The following is a 17,104-nucleotide window of genomic DNA, read 5'->3' as shown; positions in this document are numbered from 1 at the left end:
GCACCGCAATCGCCCCGCGGCGGCGCAACGGCCCGGCGCCGTCTGGTGTCCTTAGCGGCATGGATATCGAGAAGCCGCGGGCCCCGCAGGGTGGCGACGGGTGTCTGACGGGAGTCGTCAGGGTGCCCGTGAAGGTCGTGGCCGTGCTGGTGGTGCTGCCCGTGCGGATGGTGTGGGACCTGGGTGCGGCCTGTGCGCGGGCTGCCGGGCGGCATGTGCTCGCGCCGCTGGGCAACGGCCTCGGGTGGCTGCTCGTGCGGCTGTGGCGGTACGCGGTGCGGCCGCTGGGGGCGGCCGTCCTCTACTGGCCCTGGGTGGGGCTGTGGCGGTACGCCGTCGCCCCGGCCGGGAGCGCCGCGTACCGGTACCTGCTGCGGCCCCTCGGGCTGGGGGCCGCCTGGGTGGTGCTGGCCTGCGGACGGTACGTGCTCGCGCCCGTGGGCGCCGGGCTCGGATGGGTGCTGCGGGACCTCGTCGCCCCGCCGCTGGCCTGGCTGTACCGGCGGGTGCTCACCCCGTTCGGGCACGGGGTGCGGTGGCTGCTGCGGGGGGCCTGCCTGCTGGTGTTCGTCTGGCCCTGGACGGGGCTGTGGCGGTACGCCGTCCTGCCGCTCGGGCGCGGGGCGGCCTGGGTGGTGGTGCACGTCCTCGTGCCGCCCCTCGTCCTCCTCGTGCGCAACGTGCTGGCCCCCGCCTGGCACCTCGCCGGCCGGATCACCCGGGCCCTCGGGCGCGGACTGCGGTGGCTGTGGCGCGGCTGCGTCGCCCGCCCGCTCGCCCGGTTCCGCCGTCAGGTGCTCGCCCCCGTCGGGCACGCCCTGCGCCAGGTGTGGCGCGCCGCCCGCGCCGCGGTCGGGGAGGCCAGGGCCGAGGTGCGGCGGGCGCTCTTCGGCGGAGGCGCCTCCCCGAGCTGAGCCAGGGGAACCGGCGAGGTCACGGGCGCGTACTCTGGGTAGTACGACAGCCGCCGACGCGGCACCCGCTCCCGAGATCTCCCCGCCCCGCCGGCGGGGGTGAGCCGGACGGGTCGACAGACCTCAGGGCGACGCGCGAGCCGCGACGCCCCGCACAAGGAGAAGAACCACTGGGCAAGCGACAGCCCGAAGGCCCGCCCCCCGCACCGGTGGTGCAGCGCATCCGACTGCGCTACACCAAGCGTGGCCGCCTCCGGTTCACCAGCCACCGAGACTTCCAGCGCGCCTTCGAGCGCGCCCTGCGCCGCGCCGAGGTACCCATGGCGTACTCGGCCGGCTTCACCCCGCACCCCCGCGTCTCGTACGCGAACGCCGCACCGACCGGCACCGGCAGCGAGGCCGAGTACCTGGAGATCGCCCTCGCCGCGCCCCGCGACCCCGAGACGCTGCGCAAGCTGCTCGACGAGTCGATGCCGCTCGGCCTCGACATCGTCGACGCCGTCGAGGCCCGCACCTCCGGGCTCGCGGACCGGCTGACGGCCTCGGTCTGGGAGCTGCGCCTGGAGGGCGTCGAGCCCGCCGAGGCCCAGCGCGCGGTGGAGGTGTTCCTCGCCGCCGAGACGGTGGAGGTGCAGCGCCGCACCAAGAACGGCGTGCGGACCTTCGACACCCGCGCCGCGGTCGTCAGCCTCGAAGCCCTTCCGGCCCAGGTTGATAGGCCGCTGGACCAGGCCTGTGCGATACTGCGGCTGGTTGTTCGGCATTTGACACCTGCCGTGCGACCCGACGACGTCCTGTCCGGTCTCCACGCTGTGGCCGACCTGGCGCCGCCGGTCCCCGCTGCGGTGACCAGGCTGGCGCAGGGGCTCTTCGACGAGGAGTCCGGCACGGTGACCGACCCGCTCGCGCCCGACCGCGAGGCTGACACGGCCGCCCCACCCACGGCCGCCGTGAACGCCGACGCGAAGGCGCCGGAAGGTCCCGCCGCGTAGGGATCGTCGTCGTCGCGCCGCCCTGGAACTCGGGAGCCACCTGGGTCGGGCAGCGCACAGACCTGAAGACTTCCGCCAGGCCGTACGGACAAGACGTACGGAACCGGCGGCCATGGACTACAGCTCCCGTGTGGCGAACGCGCCCCGGAGGCCGGCCCCGCGTACTTCGCGCGGAGCCGTGCCGGACCGGACGTCAGCCGCGGCGCCCGGGAGCGTGACGGGAGAACCGCCCGCATGCTCGAGAACGAGAACGAGAACACCCCCGCCGCCGACACCGGCAGCCCCAGCGACAACCTGCCCCCGCGCAGGCGTCGCCGCGCGGCTTCCCGGCCCGCCGGCCCGCCCGGCGGTGTCGCCGCCGAGGCGCCCGCCGCCGCGGCAGCCGCCGCCCCCGAGGCCGTGGGGGCCGAGGAGGCTCCGGCCGCTCCGGCTCCGCGTGCCCGTCGTCGTGCGGTCCGTGCGGTGGCCGCTCCGGCCGCCGCCGAGCCGGTCGAGCTGGTCGTGGAGTCCCCGGCCGCCCCGGCCGCCGCCGAAGAGGCTCCGGCCGCTGCGGCCCCGCGCAGCCGCCGCCGTGCCACCCGCGCCGTGGCCGCCCCCGAGGCGCCCGCCGCCGAGGCCCCCGCCACTGCGGAGCCCGTCGTGGCGGAGGAGGCTCCGGCCGCTGCGGCTCCGCGTGCCCGCCGTCGTGCGGTCCGTGCCGTGGCCGCTCCGGCCGACGCTGCCGTCGAGGCCGCTGCCGCCCCTGCCGCCCCTGCCGCCCCTGCCGCTGTGGAGCCCGTCGTGGCGGAGGAGGCTCCGGCCGCTGCGGCTCCGCGTGCCCGTCGCCGTGCGGTCCGTGCGGTGGCCGCTCCGGCCGCCGCCGAGCCGGCCGAGGTGGTCGTCGAGGCCGCCGCCGCTCCGGCCGTCGCCGAGGAGGCTCCGGCCGCTGCGGCTCCGCGTGCCCGTCGCCGCGCCACCCGTGCCGTGGCCGCCCCCACCGCCACCGAGGCCGCCGCGGTCGTGGTGGAGGAGCCCGCCGAGGAGACCCCCGTCGTGGAGGAGGCCCCCAAGGCGGCCACCCGCGCGGTCACCGTCGCCGACGCCGTGGACGCCCCGAAGCGCGGCCGCCGCCGCGCCACCCGCGCCGCCGCCCCGGCCGCGGCCGCCGCCGCTCCCGCGCAGCCCGAGGCCGCCGCCGAGCCGGAGGCGCCCGCCCCCAACCGCGCCGCCCGCCGTGCCGCGCGTCCGGCCGTGGCCGTCTTCCAGGCCCCGGTCTTCGCCGAGCCGATGTTCCAGACCCCCGAGACGGCCGCCCTCGCCGCCGCTGCCGCAGCCGCCGCCGTCGAGGCGGAGGAGGAGGCCGAGGAGGAAGAGGCCGAGACCGTCGCCGAGGTCCAGGCCCCCGCCGCCGCCCAGCCCGCGGGCCGCCGCCGTCGCCGTCGTGGCGCCGCCGAGCCCGTGGCCCCGTCCGAGGCCGAGTTCGCCGAGGAGGAGCCGGAGGCCGAGGCCGCCGAGCTCGACGAGGAAGAGGCCGACGAGTCGGGCGACCGCCCCTCGCGCCGCCGCCGTCGCGGTGGCCGTCGCCGTCGCCGCGGTGAGGCCGCCGACCTCGACGAGGGCACGGAGGAAGAGGCCGAGGCCGCCGACGAGGAGGACGGGCAGGAAGAGGACGAGGAGGCCGAGGAGGCCCTCGGTTCCTCCTCCAGCCGCCGTCGCCGCCGTCGCCGCCGCCGCAGCGGTGACGCCGCCGAGGTCGAGGCGGGCGAGGAGGACGGTGTCCGCACCGTCGTCAAGGTCCGCGAGCCGCGCCCGGCCCGCGAGAAGGCCGAGCCGTCCGACGAGGTCCAGTCCATCAAGGGCTCGACCCGCCTGGAGGCGAAGAAGCAGCGCCGCCGCGAGGGCCGCGAGCAGGGCCGCCGCCGCGTGCCGATCATCACCGAGGCCGAGTTCCTGGCCCGCCGCGAGGCCGTCGAGCGCGTGATGGTCGTCCGCCAGGCCGGCGAGCGCACCCAGATCGGCGTCCTCGAGGACAACGTGCTCGTCGAGCACTACGTCAACAAGGAAGAGGCCACCTCGTACGTCGGCAACGTCTACCTGGGCAAGGTCCAGAACGTGCTGCCGTCGATGGAGGCCGCCTTCATCGACATCGGCAAGGGCCGCAACGCCGTCCTGTACGCCGGCGAGGTCAACTTCGAGGCGCTGGGCATGGCCAACGGGCCGCGCCGCATCGAGTCCGCCCTCAAGTCCGGCCAGTCGGTCCTGGTGCAGGTCACCAAGGACCCGATCGGCCACAAGGGCGCCCGCCTGACCAGCCAGGTCTCGCTGCCCGGCCGCTACCTGGTCTACGTGCCCGAGGGCTCGATGACCGGTATCAGCCGCAAGCTGCCCGACACCGAGCGCGCGCGTCTGAAGACCATCCTGAAGAAGATCGTCCCCGAGGACGCGGGCGTCATCGTGCGCACCGCCGCCGAGGGCGCGAGCGAGGACGAGCTGCGCCGCGACGTCGAGCGTCTGCAGGCGCAGTGGGAGGACATCCAGAAGAAGTCGAAGCAGATCACGACCTCGTCGCCGAGCCTGCTGTACGGCGAGCCGGACATGACCGTCCGCGTCGTGCGCGACATCTTCAACGAGGACTTCTCCAAGGTCATCATCAGCGGTGACCAGGCGTGGGAGACCATCCACGGCTACGTGTCCCACGTGGCCCCGGACCTGGCCGACCGGCTGTCGCGCTGGACCTCCGAGGTGGACGTCTTCGCGACGTACCGGATCGACGAGCAGCTCGCCAAGGCGCTCGACCGCAAGGTGTGGCTGCCCTCGGGCGGCTCCCTGGTGATCGACAAGACCGAGGCGATGATCGTCATCGACGTCAACACCGGCAAGTTCACCGGTCAGGGCGGCAACCTCGAGGAGACCGTCACCCGCAACAACCTGGAGGCGGCCGAGGAGATCGTGCGCCAGCTGCGGCTGCGCGACCTGGGCGGCATCGTCGTCATCGACTTCATCGACATGGTCCTGGAGTCCAACCGCGACCTGGTGCTGCGGCGCATGCTGGAGTGCCTGGGCCGCGACCGTACGAAGCACCAGGTGGCCGAGGTCACCTCGCTCGGCCTGGTCCAGATGACCCGCAAGCGGGTGGGCCAGGGGCTGCTGGAGTCCTTCTCCGAGACCTGCGTCCACTGCAACGGCCGCGGTGTCATCGTCCACATGGACACCCCGGCCGCGGCCGGCGGCGGGGGCAACGGCAAGCGCGCCAAGCGCCGTGGCGGCCGTGCCCTGGAGCACGAGCACGAGCACGAGCTGGAGACGGCCGAGACCGTCGACGCCGAGGCGTTCGAGACCGAGACCGAGGCCGAGGTGGCCGCCGAGGCCGCCGCGCCGCGGGCGCTGCCGGAGCCGGCGTTCGTCCCCGGCGAGGAGCTGTACAGCAGCCCGGCCGAGGCCGAGGCCGCGGCGGGCATCAGCGGGCGGCGCAACCGTCGCCGTGCCACCCGCAAGGCGACCGCTCCGGCGGGCGCCCCGCGCGGCGGCGAGCGGCAGGCCGCCCCGGCGCCGGTGACCCCGGTCGTCCTGGACGAGCCGGTGACCGAGCCCGCCGACACGGTGCTGGAGCCGGCCGCCGAGGTCGTCACCGAGGCCGTGGAGGCCGTGGAGACGGTCGAGGCCGCTCCGGTCGAGGCCGCCCCGGTGGCCGAGGAGCCCGCGCCGAAGGGCCGTACCCGCCGCCGGGCGACCCGCAAGGCCACCGCTGCGGCCCCCGAGCCGGCAGCTCCGGCCGAGGCGGAGCCGGTCGCCGCTGAGCCGGAGCCGGTCGTGGAGGCCGTCACCGAGCCCGAGCCGGTCGCGGAGCCCGAGCCCGTGGCGGAGGCCGTCGCGGAGCCCGTGGCCGAGCCCGAGCCGGTCGTGGAAGCCGCCCCGGCGCGTCCGCGCCGTCGCGCCGTCCGCAAGGCCACCGCACCGGCCGGTGCGGCCGAGGCCGCCATCGTGGTCGTCGAGGCCCCTGCGGCCGAGCCGGCCGCTCCGGCCGAGGCCGAGGCCAAGGCCGTTGCCGAGCCCGTGGCCGAGGCGGACGCCGAGGCCGAGGCCCCGGCGCCGGCCAAGAAGACCGCCCGCAAGGCTCCGGCCAAGAAGGCGGCCACGGCGAAGAAGGCCCCGGCCAAGAAGGCGGCGGCCGCCAAGAAGACGGCCGCGAAGAAGACGACGACGGTCAAGAAGACCGCCGCGAAGCGGACGACGAAGAAGACCGCGGCGGCGGAGCAGCAGACCCCGCCGTCCGTCTCGGCCCCGGCCGAGGCCTGATCGTCCACGGTCCGTGGGGTCCCGCCGAGAGGTGGGGCCCCACGGGCGCGCGGGGCCCGGTTTGACCCTCTCGGACCGGCCCCGTAACCTAGACCGTCGGCGTGTCCTGGACGTTTACCGTGCAGCGCGCGCCGCGCTCCTGAGCACCTTCCTCCCGCACTCTCCGCGCAAGCGGACGGGACACGGGAGAGGCCGCTCGTCCAACTCCGGATCACCGTGGGCCCCGGCCCGCGTGAGCGGCTGGCTTCAGGAGTATCCGCCCCGAGTGAGAGAGAGATCCGCGTGTACGCCATCGTGCGCAGCGGTGGTCGCCAGCACAAGGTTGCTGTCGGCGACATCGTTGAGGTTGACAAGATTTCCACTGCCAAGGTTGGCGACACGGTCGAGCTCTCGACCCTGCTCGTTGTCGACGGCGACGCCGTGACCAGCGACCCGTGGGTCCTGGCCGGCATCAAGGTCCAGGCCGAGGTCGTGGACCACCACAAGGGCGCCAAGATCGACATCCTGCGCTACAAGAACAAGACCGGCTACCGCCGTCGCCAGGGTCACCGTCAGCAGTACACGGCGATCAAGGTCACCGGTATCCCCGCGGCTGCGAAGTAAGAGGGACTGAGACATGGCACACAAGAAGGGCGCATCGTCCACCCGGAACGGGCGCGATTCCAACGCTCAGCGGCTCGGCGTGAAGCGCTTCGGCGGTCAGGTCGTTTCCGCCGGCGAGATCCTCGTCCGCCAGCGCGGCACCCACTTCCACCCGGGTGCGGGTGTCGGTCGCGGTGGCGACGACACGCTGTTCGCGCTGCAGGCCGGTGCCGTGCAGTTCGGCACGCACCGTGGCCGCAAGGTCGTCAACATCGTTCCGGCCGCCTGATCCAGCTCCTGCTGAATCACAAGCGTTCGTAACACCCCGAGGGCGGATCTCAGCTCTTCCCGGCGGATGCCGGGAAGAGAGGTCCGCCCTCGGCGCGTTGTCACATAGACACGTTTAATGGGCAGCAAGGCCTGCCCGGGACATTCCCGTATGTATCTGGAGGAACACCCATGACCACCTTCGTGGACCGCGTCGAGCTGCACGTCGCCGCGGGTAACGGGGGCCACGGCTGCGCCTCCGTTCACCGGGAGAAGTTCAAGCCCCTCGGCGGACCCGACGGCGGCAACGGCGGCCGCGGCGGTGACGTCATCCTGGTGGTGGAGCAGGCGATCACCACCCTGCTGGACTACCACCACAGCCCGCACCGCAAGGCCACCAACGGCAAGCCCGGCGAGGGCGGCAACCGCTCCGGCAAGGACGGCCAGGACCTGATCCTGCCCGTGCCGGACGGCACGGTCGTCCTCGACAAGGAGGGCAACGTCCTCGCCGACCTCGTCGGCCAGGGCACCACGTACGTCGCCGCCGAGGGCGGCCGCGGCGGCCTCGGCAACGCGGCGCTGTCCTCCGCCCGCCGCAAGGCCCCCGGCTTCGCGCTGCTCGGCGTCCCCGGCACCACGGGCGACATCGTCCTGGAGCTGAAGACCGTCGCCGACGTTGCGCTCGTCGGCTTCCCCAGCGCCGGAAAGTCCTCGCTGATCTCGGTGCTCTCCGCCGCCAAGCCGAAGATCGCGGACTACCCCTTCACCACCCTGGTCCCGAACCTGGGCGTGGTCACCGCCGGCTCGACCGTCTACACCATCGCCGACGTCCCCGGCCTGATCCCGGGCGCCAGCCAGGGCAAGGGCCTCGGCCTGGAGTTCCTGCGCCACGTCGAGCGCTGCTCGGTCCTCGTGCACGTCCTGGACACCGCGACCCTGGAGTCGGACCGCGACCCGGTCGGCGACCTCGACCTCATCGAGGAGGAGCTCAAGCTCTACGGCGGCGGCCTGGAGAAGCGCCCCCGCCTCGTCGTGCTGAACAAGGTCGACATCCCCGACGGCCAGGACCTCGCCGAGATGGTCCGCCCGGACCTGGAGGCCCGCGGCTACAAGGTCTTCGAGGTCTCCGCGGTCGCCCGTACGGGCCTGAAGGAGCTCTCCTACTTCCTCGCCGAGATCGTGGCCAAGGCGCGCGCCCGCAAGCCCAAGCAGGAGGCGACCCGTATCGTCATCCGGCCGAAGGCCGTGGACGACGCCGGCTTCACCGTCGCCTACGACGAGGTCGAGGACGTGTACCGCGTGCGCGGCGAGAAGCCGGAGCGCTGGGTGCGCCAGACCGACTTCAACAACGACGAGGCCGTCGGCTACCTCGCCGACCGGCTCAACCGCCTCGGTGTCGAGGACGCGCTGAAGAAGGCCGGTGCCAAGGCGGGCGACGGCGTCGCCATCGGCTCCGAGGACAACGCGGTCGTCTTCGACTGGGAGCCGACCATGATGGCCGGCGCCGAGATGCTGGGCCGCCGCGGTGAGGACCACCGCATGGAGGCCCCGCGTCCGGCCACGCAGCGCCGCAAGGAGAAGGAGGCCCGGCGCGGCGACTCCGCCCAGCAGGAGTACGACGAGTTCCGTCCCTTCTAGCGGCCTCCGGCGGACTTGAAGCCCGCTTTACGCCGTTCGCCTAGGATCCTGCGGGTGAGCAGCAGCAATTCCAGCAGTGACACCCCCTCGGTGTCCGTGGTCGTGATCGCGTACAACGACGCCGGGCTCGTGGGCGAGGCCGTCTCCTCGGCCCTCGCCCAGGGCCCGGTGGTCGCCGAGGTCATCGCCGTCGACGACGCCTCCTCGGACGGGACCGCGCGGGTACTGGACGAGCTGTCCGCCGCCCACCCGCGGCTGAAGGTCGTCCACCGCACGGAGAACAGCGGCGGCTGCGGCACCCCGCGCAACGACGGGATCGCCGCCGCCACCTCCCCGTACGTCCTCTTCCTGGACAGCGACGACGTCCTGCCCCCCGGCGCGGCCGACGCCCTGGTGCGGGCGGCTGAGCGGCACCGCGCCCCCGTCACGGTCGGGGCGTGCGTCCGGCGCGAGCTGCCCGAGGGCCGCGACGTCGCCTGGATGCCCGGGCTGTACACGCCGGGCGAGGTGGTCGAGCGGCCCGCCGACCGGCCCGAGCTGGTCCGCGACACCCTCTGCGTCAACAAGCTGTACGACCGCTCCTTCCTGGAGAAGCACGGGATCCGCTTCCCCGACGGCCGGTTCGTCTACGAGGACTTCGTCTTCACCTCCCGCGTCCTGGCCGCCGCCCCCCGCATCGCGGTCGTCGGCGACCTGGTCTACGTGTGGCACGTACGCCGGCGCGCCGCCCAGGTGTCCATTTCCCTGGACCGCAAGGACATCGGCAACTGGAGCTCGCGCGTCGAGGCCCACCGCACCGCCTCCCGCACCCTCGCCGCCGCCTCCCCCGAGCTGGGGCGCGCCTGCCAGGTGAAGTTCCTCGACTACGACCTGCGCATGTACCTGCGCGAGCTCGGCAGGGACCCCGGTTACCGGGCCGCCTGGTGGACCCTGACCCGCGACTACCTGGCCGGCTTCGACGCCGCCGACCTCGACGCGGCCCCCGCCCGTGCCCGCTGGACCGCCCGCGTGCTGCTGGCCGCCGAGACCCCGCCCGCCGACGTCGAGCGGCTGATGACCGGCCTGGCCGCCGAGCCCGCCCGGCTGCTGCCCCCGTACGCCTGCGGCCCCGCCGGGGAGCCGGTGTGGAGCGAGGAGCTGCCGGTCCCGCTGGACGGCCTCGACGGGCTGCCCGCCGACGAGCTGCCCCTGACCGTGGACGCGCGGCCCGCCGGGGGCGCGGCCGTCCAGGTGCGGGTGCGCGAACTGTACGGGCGGCTCGCGCAGGCCCGCCCGCGGACCGTGCGGCTGAGCTTCCTGCCCCGCACCGGAGGCGACCCCGTCCAGGTGCGCCCGGTGGAGCTGCGGCCCGCCGCCGACGGGGACGGCTGGACCGCCGAGGTCCCCTTCCGGCTCGCCGCGCTGGCCGCCGAGGGCCGCCGCCGGGGGCTGCGCGGCATGCAGGCCTGGGACGTCCGGGCGGGCGTGGACTGCGCCGACGGGAGCTCCCCGGTCACCTCCCTGCGCCCCCTGGGCGGACTGCTCCGCCGCCGGGCCCTGCCCAGCAGCCGGTACGGTGTTCTGCTGGCGCAGCCCTACCGCACGGCCTCCGGCGCGCTCGCGCTGCGCCTCGCCCCCGGTGCCGGGGGCGCGCTGACCTTCGTACGCAACCGCCTCGACCGCGCCCGCACGCGCAGGTCACGCCAGAGCTCGGGAGAAAAAGCATGACGTTTCTGATCACCGGTGGTGCCGGATACATCGGCGCGCACGTCGTCCGCGCGATGCTGCTCGCGGGACAGAAGGTCGTGGTCTTCGACGACCTCTCCACCGGCCGGGAAGACCGTGTGCCGGAGGGCGTGCCACTGGTGACCGCCTCGGTGCTGGACCGCCTGGCCCTGGACCAGGCCCTCGCCGAGCACAAGATCACCGGCGTGGTGCACCTGGCGGGCAAGAAGCAGGTCGGCGAGTCCGTCGAGAAGCCGCTGTACTACTACCACGAGAACGTGGAGGGCCTGCAGGTCCTGCTCGGGGCCGTGGCCGCCGCGGGCATCCGCAACTTCCTCTTCTCCTCCTCCGCCTCCGTGTACGGCATGCCCGACGTGGACTCGGTCACCGAGGAGACCCCGTGCAGGCCGCTGAGCCCCTACGGCGAGACCAAGCTGGCCGGCGAGTGGCTGGTCCGGGCCGCGGGCAAGGCCCACGGCATCTCCACCGCCTGCCTGCGCTACTTCAACGTGGCGGGCGCCGCCACCCCCGAGCTCGCGGACACCGGGGTCTTCAACCTGGTCCCGATGGTCTTCGAGCGCTACGACGCCGGCGAGGGCGCCCGGATCTTCGGCGACGACTACCCGACCCCGGACGGCACCTGCATCCGCGACTACATCCACGTCGAGGACCTGGCGGACGCCCATGTGGTGGCCGCGCGCAGGCTCGCCGAATGGGGCGCGGCGGGCGAGTACAAGGACCTCACCGTCAACATCGGGCGCGGTGAGGGCGTCTCCGTCAAGGAGATGGTCGAGCTGCTGAACGAGGGCACCGGGCACACCTACGCGCCGGTCGTCACCCCCCGCCGTCCCGGCGACCCGGCGAAGGTCGTGGCCTCGGCCGACCGGATCGCCGCCGAGCTGGGCTGGAAGGCGCGGCACGACGTCCGCGAGATGATCAGCTCCGCCTGGGCGGGCTGGGAGGCCAACCGCAACGCCCCGCGCCACGACCGCCGCAAGGACGCCCACACGGTCTGACGCCCGCACCTGCGAGAAGCCGCCCGCCCCGGAACCGGGGCGGGCGGCTTTCCCGTACGCGGGGGAGGGGCTCAGCGCTCCAGGAAGGCGAAGAGCTCCTCCCAGCGGTCGGTGATCTCCGCGCTGGAGTAGCGGCGCACGCTGCGGAAGGCCCCGTCACCGAGCCGGTCGCGGGTGGCGGCGTCCGACATCAGGGTGTCGAGGTGTCCGGCCAGCTCCATCGTGTTGCCGAGGCGGGCCAGCAGCCCGTCCTCGCCGTGCCGCACGATCTCCCGCACACCCGGCGCGCAGTCGAACGCGGCCACGGGCAGGCCCGCCGCCATGGCCTCCAGCAGGGTGATCGGGAAGCCCTCGGCCCGGGAGGCCTGGGCGAAGACGGAGGCCCCGCTCAGCGCGCCGAGCACGTCGTCGGTGCTGCCCATCCACTCCACGGAGTCGTCCAGCCCGAGCGAGGTGCAGTGCGCCCGCAGGGTGGCCTCCTCGACGCCCGCCCCGTAGATCCGCAGGGTCCAGTCCGGGTGGCGCGGGACGGCGTCCGCCCAGGCGTCGAGCAGCAGGTCCACGCCCTTCTCGAAGGCGAGGCGGCCGACGCTCGCGACGACCTTCGCGGTGCGCGGGGCGGGGGAGTCCGGCATGAACGGCAGCGGGTTCGGCATGCTGTCGACGTTCTCCATGCCGGACCGGATCCACAGGTCCGCGTCCTCCGGGGTGAGGACGAGCAGCCGGTCGACCTCCGGGTACCAGCGGCGGACCCGGTCGCCCCGGGTGGACTTCTGGCTGGCCTCGAAGGACTCGTGGCTCATCCCGATGACGGAGAGCCCCTTGGTGTCGGCGAGGGCCACCCACTCCATCGCCCAGACCTGGGTGACGATCACCACGGCACCGGGCGCGGCGGCCCGGCACAGCTCGCTCAGTTCCTCCGCCCTGGCCCGCATCCCCGCCCGCCGGGCCGCCTGGCGGCGCCGCTCGGGGGCGTTGAGGCGGCCCTTGAGGCCGTGCAGCCGGCGGGCCTTCGGCGGGTGGGTCTCGTACAGCGTGGTCATCTCGTACGGGAGGTCCGCGGGCAGCTTCTGCCGGATCTCCTCGGCGACGGGGGCGATGCCCACGATGTGCACGTGGTGGCCCCGGTCGGTGAAGAGCCGGGCCATCTGGTGGGACCAGGTGGTCACACCGCCGAGCTCGTCCACGCTGTTGGAGACGATGAAGATGTCCCGGCTCACTTGCCGCTCCTGGTGAAGAACTTCTCGACGATCTGACGGGCGGCGTCCCCGCGGTCGTACTCGCCGAACTCGGCGAGGAACCGCCGGCGGGCATCGGCGTACTTGGCGTCGGCCTCGTCGAAGGCGGCGACGGCCTGCATCAGCTCGTCCGCCGTGGCCACCACCGGGCCCGGGGCCTTGTCCAGCAGGTCGAAGTAGGTGCCGCGGATGTCCGTCGCGTACTTCTCGTAGTCGTACGCGAAGAAGATCATCGGCCGGTCCAGCACCGCGTAGTCGAACATCACGGACGAGTAGTCGGTGATCAGCCCGTCGGCGAGCGCCAGCAGCGGGGTGATGTCGTGGTGGCGGGAGACGTCGATCACCCGGCCCGCGACCGACGGCGGCAGCGAGACGCTGTTGAGGTAGTGCGTGCGCACCAGCAGCGTGCAGCGGTCGCCGAGCCGGTCCGCGAACTCCTCCACGTCGAAGGGGAACGAGAAGCCCTCCACCGCGCCGTCCGCGGTGGCCCGGAAGGTCGGCGCGTACAGCAGCACCCGCTTGTCCGGGTCGATGCCCAGCTCGGCGGCGAGCGGCCCGCGCACCCTCCCCCGGCTACTGCCGGGAGGTGCCCCCACCCCGCTGTCCGCCTCGGCCCGCTGCGCCTCGACCAGGGCGTCGTTGCGCGGGTACCCCGTGCGCAGCAGCACCTCGTCGCGGAGCCGGAAGCCCTTGGCGAGGGTGCGGACGTCGTGCTCGGAGCGGATCAGGAAGTGGTCGAAGCGGTTGACGGCCGCCTGGAAGCGGTCCTGCGCCGGCTTGCCCTGCGCCTTGGTGCGGGGCTCGTGGAAGCCCATCCGCTTGAGGGCGGAGCCGTGCCAGGTCTGGATGTACGTGGTCCCCGGGCGCTTGGAGAGCGCCAGCGGGAAGCCCTGGTTGTCGACCCAGTACTCGGCCTGGGCCAGCGCGCGCAGGTACTGCCAGCTCCAGCGCTTGACCAGGGTGGCCTCCTGGGGGAAGCCGGTGGGCTTGGCCCCCGCGTAGGACCAGATGGCCTCGAAGGGGGCGTTCTGGCGGACCAGCTCCTCGTAGATGGCCTTCGGGCTGTCGCTGTACTGCTTGCCCATGTGGCTCTCGAAGACGACCGTGCCCTTCTTGACCGGCAGCTTCGAGAAGACCTCGTGGTAGACCTTCACCTTCTGCTCGCCGGAGCCGATGTTGCGGCGCGCCTTCAGGGCCCGGCGCAGGCTGCGCTTGACCACGCCGGCGGCCTTGCCGTGCATGGCGCTGCTGATCAGCGACTGGGTGCGGACGGCGGCGGCGCCCTCGGCGGTCAGGACGTAGGAGAGGTTGCCCTTCTTGGTCATCTCCGGCTCGAAGCGGTCGGAGACCAGCCGGGTCAGCCGCGGGCGCACCCGCAGCCGGGCGGCGGACTCCAGGTCGACCCCGCCGACCGAGACGCGGGCGGTCATCCGGTCCTTGCCGGCCGTCAGCTTCAGGCGCACGTCCCAGACGGCGTCGATGATGCCGAGGGGGCGGACGGTGCCGCCGACGTCGGCGGTGGTGCTCCACTCGATCGTGTCACCGGCGTGGCGCACGGTTGTCACGGGGAAGCTGAAGGAGCGCACGCCGACCTGCCGCCGGGCCCGGAACTCCAGTGAGGCCGACAGCTCGGCGTCCTCCGCGATCCGGCCCAGGGGGTTCACGACGGCGCCGGAGAGGGTGACCTTGCCGCGTCCGTCGTCCTCGTACGAGGTCAGCCGGTTGCCCAGGGCCAGGGAGGACAGCGGCGCGGTGTGGAAGCCCTGGTCGGTGACGTCCAGTATGCGGCGGCCCTCGGCGTCGTCGAGATGCCCGGCGCACCAGTAGATCCGCCCGTCGCGCTCGGCCAGCGGGGAGGACAGCCGGCCCTTGTTGGTCATCGCGTCGGCGGCAGCGAGGAGGTTCTTCCAGTCCTCCTTGCCCAGCAGGTAGGCGCAGATCGCCTGGAGGTGGGTGACGTTCTCGTACGCGGCCGGGTCGATGCCGGCCAGGTAGCCGTTGGCGAGCCGGGCGAACTCCTGGCGGTAGGCGTCGCCCAGCAGGGGCAGGTCGCGCAGGTGCAGCACCAGGTCGTGCTTGAGGAACTTGGCGTCCTTGGCGGTCTTGATGGCGGTGTGGCCCTTGGCGGCCAGCAGCTCGTCGACCCGGCGGTGGATCTCCATCCGGTGGACGAAGTTCGCGATCTCGTGGCGCCGGTTGCTGATCGACTTGGCGGCGGCCTTCTCGACCACGTTCCAGTAGTAGACGTGGTTGGGGATCAGGGTGATGCGGCGGGCCGCGACGTAGGCCTGGGCCGAGAACAGCAGGTCCTCGTAGTGGATGCCGACCGGGAACTCCAGGCCCTGCTCCAGCAGGAACGAGCGCCGGTAGCACTTGTTCGTGGAGAGGGTGTCGTAGACCAGCAGGTCCGGGTACTCGGTGATCGACTCCAGCGTGCGGGTGCGGGCGTAGATCCACGGGTACCACTCGGTGGTCTTGCCCCAGCGGTTGTCGAGGTGGACGCGTACGCACATGCCCGAAACCAGGTCGGAGCCGGTGCGCTCGGCGGCGGCCAGCATGTTGCGGCAGGCGTTGCGCTCCAGGACGTCGTCGCTGTCCAGGAACATGACGTAGGTTCCCGTGGCCTGCTTGATGCCGTGGTTGCGGGGGGCGCCACAGCCGCCGCTGTTCTCGGGCAGCCGGAAGGCGCGGACCCGTCCCGGGTTCGCCGCTTCGAGCTCCCGGGCGACCTCGTAGGACCGGTCCTTGCTGCAGTCGTCCACGATCACGACTTCGACCCCGCGCAGGGTCTGGTCCAAAACCGACCGGACGGCTGTCGGGAGACGCTCTGCGTCGTTGTAGACGATGACGACCACGGAGACGTCAGGCACGTGCACCTCGATCCCTTCGTTCCATTCCGCTTATCCCGTCAAAGCTACCGTGTGCCGCGCACGACTCGGGCAGGGCGACCTTCGCCGTGCATACTTCTAAGGAAGAGTTGAGACGCGGGTCCGGTTGCCGACAATCACCCGTTCGGACCCCAGCAGGAAGTGCCCATGACCAAGCTGTCGGTAGTTGTCCCCTGTTACAACGAAGAGGCCGTCATCGACCGCTTCGACGAGGAGATCCGCAAGGTTCTGGACGACCTGCCCGTCGAGTACGAGGTCTGCTACGTCGACGACGGGAGCCGTGACGGCACCCTCGGCAAGCTCCGGCGGATCGCCGCCGAGCACGGGGAGCGCACCCGCTACGTCTCCTTCAGCCGGAACTTCGGCAAGGAGGCGGGCATGCTCGCCGGCCTGCGCGAGGCCACCGGCGACGCCGTGGTGATCATGGACGCGGACCTCCAGCACCCGCCGGAGCTCATCGCCACCATGCTCGAGCACTACCGCCAGGGCCACGACCAGGTCATCGCCCGGCGCACCCGCGAAGGCGACAAGAAGCTCCGCTCGGCCCTCAGCCGCCTCTACTACCGGGGCGTGAACAACTGGGTCGACGTCGAGCTGACCGACGGGGTCGGAGACTTCCGGCTGCTGTCCCGGCCCGCCGTGGACGCCCTGCTCGCGCTGCCCGAGTACAACCGCTTCTCCAAGGGGCTCTTCTCCTGGATCGGCTTCGACACCGTCCACTTCGACTACCGCAACGCCCAGCGCGAGGCGGGCGAGACCAAGTGGAAGTTCGCCTCCCTGCTGAACTACGGCATGGACGGGCTGATCTCCTTCAACAACCGGCCGCTGCGCATCGGCATCTGGCTCGGGGTCTCGCTCGTCGCGCTGACCGGCCTGTACGCGCTGTGGATCACCGTGATGGCGATCACCAACGGCATCGACGCCCCCGGTTACGTCACCATCATCGCGATGATCGCCGGCATCGGCGGCATGCAGATGATCATGTTGGGTCTGATCGGCGAGTACATCGGCCGCATCTACTACGAAACCAAGCGCCGCCCGCACTTCCTGGTCAAGGAGGCCCACGGCGCGCCCGTGGCCGCCGCGCCCACGGAACCGGTCGTCGCGGAAGGCAGCGGCCGATGAGCGCCCCCACCCGCCGTGAGCAGCTCGGCCAGATATTCCGCTTCGCCCTGGTGGGCGGGGTCAACACCGGCACGTTCTACGTGATCTACCTGCTGCTCCACCCCTGGCTGCCGTACTTCGCGGCCTACACGCTGGCCTTCCTGCTGGCGATGGTCGGCTCGTTCTTCATGAACACCTACTTCACCTACCGCACCCGGCCCACCTGGAAGAAGTTCCTGCTCTTCCCGCTGACGAACGTCACCAACTACGTGATCCAGTCCGCGGGCCTCTACGCCCTGGTGAGCTGGGCGGGCATGGACACCCGGATCGCCCCGCTGGTCGCCGCGGTCCTGGCCATCCCGTTCACCTTCGTCCTCTCGCGCAAGATCCTCATTCCGGGGACGGGCCCGGAACCGGCCCCCGAACCGGAGCGGACCGCGGCGGGCTCGGCGTCCAGGGGCTGAAACCGGCGGGCGGGGCGGGCAC

At 72.9% G+C, this 17,104-nt stretch carries 12 protein-coding genes; 10 read left to right on the top strand and 2 right to left on the bottom strand.

Features of this window, described 5'->3' with window-relative positions; genetic code table 11:
• Nucleotides 1-59 precede the first annotated feature (59 nt).
• From BX286_RS13380 to galE, 8 genes are all read left to right on the top strand, one after another.
• Nucleotides 60-914 carry a hypothetical protein gene (locus tag BX286_RS13380; protein WP_121015023.1) on the top strand — a complete coding sequence of 285 codons (855 nt, stop codon included), beginning with the start codon at nucleotides 60-62 and terminating at the stop codon, nucleotides 912-914.
• A gap of 212 nt (nucleotides 915-1,126) precedes the next feature.
• Nucleotides 1,127-1,906 carry a TIGR03936 family radical SAM-associated protein gene (locus BX286_RS13375; protein ID WP_121017631.1) on the top strand — a complete coding sequence of 260 codons (780 nt, stop codon included), beginning with the start codon at nucleotides 1,127-1,129 and terminating at the stop codon, nucleotides 1,904-1,906.
• A 234-nt stretch (nucleotides 1,907-2,140) separates the two neighbouring features.
• A complete protein-coding gene (locus BX286_RS13370; protein ID WP_121015022.1) occupies nucleotides 2,141-6,181 on the top strand; it encodes an Rne/Rng family ribonuclease in 4,041 nt (1,346 codons plus the stop codon).
• Between the two features lie 282 nt (nucleotides 6,182-6,463).
• A complete protein-coding gene (rplU, locus tag BX286_RS13365) occupies nucleotides 6,464-6,784 on the top strand; it encodes a 50S ribosomal protein L21 (protein ID WP_042812502.1) in 321 nt (106 codons plus the stop codon).
• Nucleotides 6,785-6,797: 13 nt separating this feature from the next.
• Nucleotides 6,798-7,052 (top strand): 50S ribosomal protein L27, encoded by a 255-nt coding sequence (gene rpmA / locus BX286_RS13360; RefSeq protein ID WP_008738950.1) that lies wholly within the window; start codon nucleotides 6,798-6,800, stop codon nucleotides 7,050-7,052.
• 170 nt (nucleotides 7,053-7,222) lie between these two features.
• Complete coding sequence (obgE, locus tag BX286_RS13355; RefSeq protein ID WP_079426907.1) at nucleotides 7,223-8,668, top strand: GTPase ObgE; 1,446 nt, start codon at nucleotides 7,223-7,225, stop codon at nucleotides 8,666-8,668.
• Nucleotides 8,669-8,722: 54 nt separating this feature from the next.
• Complete coding sequence (locus BX286_RS13350) at nucleotides 8,723-10,375, top strand: glycosyltransferase family 2 protein (RefSeq protein ID WP_121015021.1); 1,653 nt, start codon at nucleotides 8,723-8,725, stop codon at nucleotides 10,373-10,375.
• A complete protein-coding gene (gene galE / locus BX286_RS13345) occupies nucleotides 10,372-11,388 on the top strand; it encodes a UDP-glucose 4-epimerase GalE (RefSeq protein WP_079426904.1) in 1,017 nt (338 codons plus the stop codon). The genes BX286_RS13350 and galE overlap by 4 nt, the downstream gene beginning before the upstream one ends.
• A gap of 71 nt (nucleotides 11,389-11,459) precedes the next feature.
• Here the strand turns inward: galE and BX286_RS13340 are convergent, their stop codons facing one another.
• Nucleotides 11,460-12,608 carry a glycosyltransferase gene (locus tag BX286_RS13340; protein ID WP_121015020.1) on the bottom strand — a complete coding sequence of 383 codons (1,149 nt, stop codon included), beginning with the start codon at nucleotides 12,606-12,608 and terminating at the stop codon, nucleotides 11,460-11,462.
• Complete coding sequence (locus BX286_RS13335) at nucleotides 12,605-15,502, bottom strand: CDP-glycerol glycerophosphotransferase family protein (protein ID WP_121015019.1); 2,898 nt, start codon at nucleotides 15,500-15,502, stop codon at nucleotides 12,605-12,607. Before BX286_RS13335 ends, BX286_RS13340 begins: the two co-directional genes overlap by 4 nt.
• 159 nt (nucleotides 15,503-15,661) lie before the next feature.
• On the opposite strand from BX286_RS13335, the gene BX286_RS13330 reads away from it, so the two are divergent.
• Together BX286_RS13330 and BX286_RS13325 are read left to right on the top strand one after the other, a co-directional pair.
• Complete coding sequence (locus BX286_RS13330) at nucleotides 15,662-16,639, top strand: glycosyltransferase family 2 protein (protein WP_079426899.1); 978 nt, start codon at nucleotides 15,662-15,664, stop codon at nucleotides 16,637-16,639.
• Nucleotides 16,636-17,082 carry a GtrA family protein gene (locus BX286_RS13325; protein ID WP_079426897.1) on the top strand — a complete coding sequence of 149 codons (447 nt, stop codon included), beginning with the start codon at nucleotides 16,636-16,638 and terminating at the stop codon, nucleotides 17,080-17,082. Before BX286_RS13330 ends, BX286_RS13325 begins: the two co-directional genes overlap by 4 nt.
• The last annotated feature ends 22 nt before the right edge of the window (nucleotides 17,083-17,104 follow it).

The organism is Streptomyces sp. 3211.6, assembly GCF_003634815.1.
In the GTDB taxonomy this organism is placed as follows: domain Bacteria; phylum Actinomycetota; class Actinomycetes; order Streptomycetales; family Streptomycetaceae; genus Streptomyces; species Streptomyces katrae_A.
The sequence above is the reverse complement of the archived record's forward strand: the minus strand, read 5'-3'. Positions and strand labels throughout refer to the sequence as shown.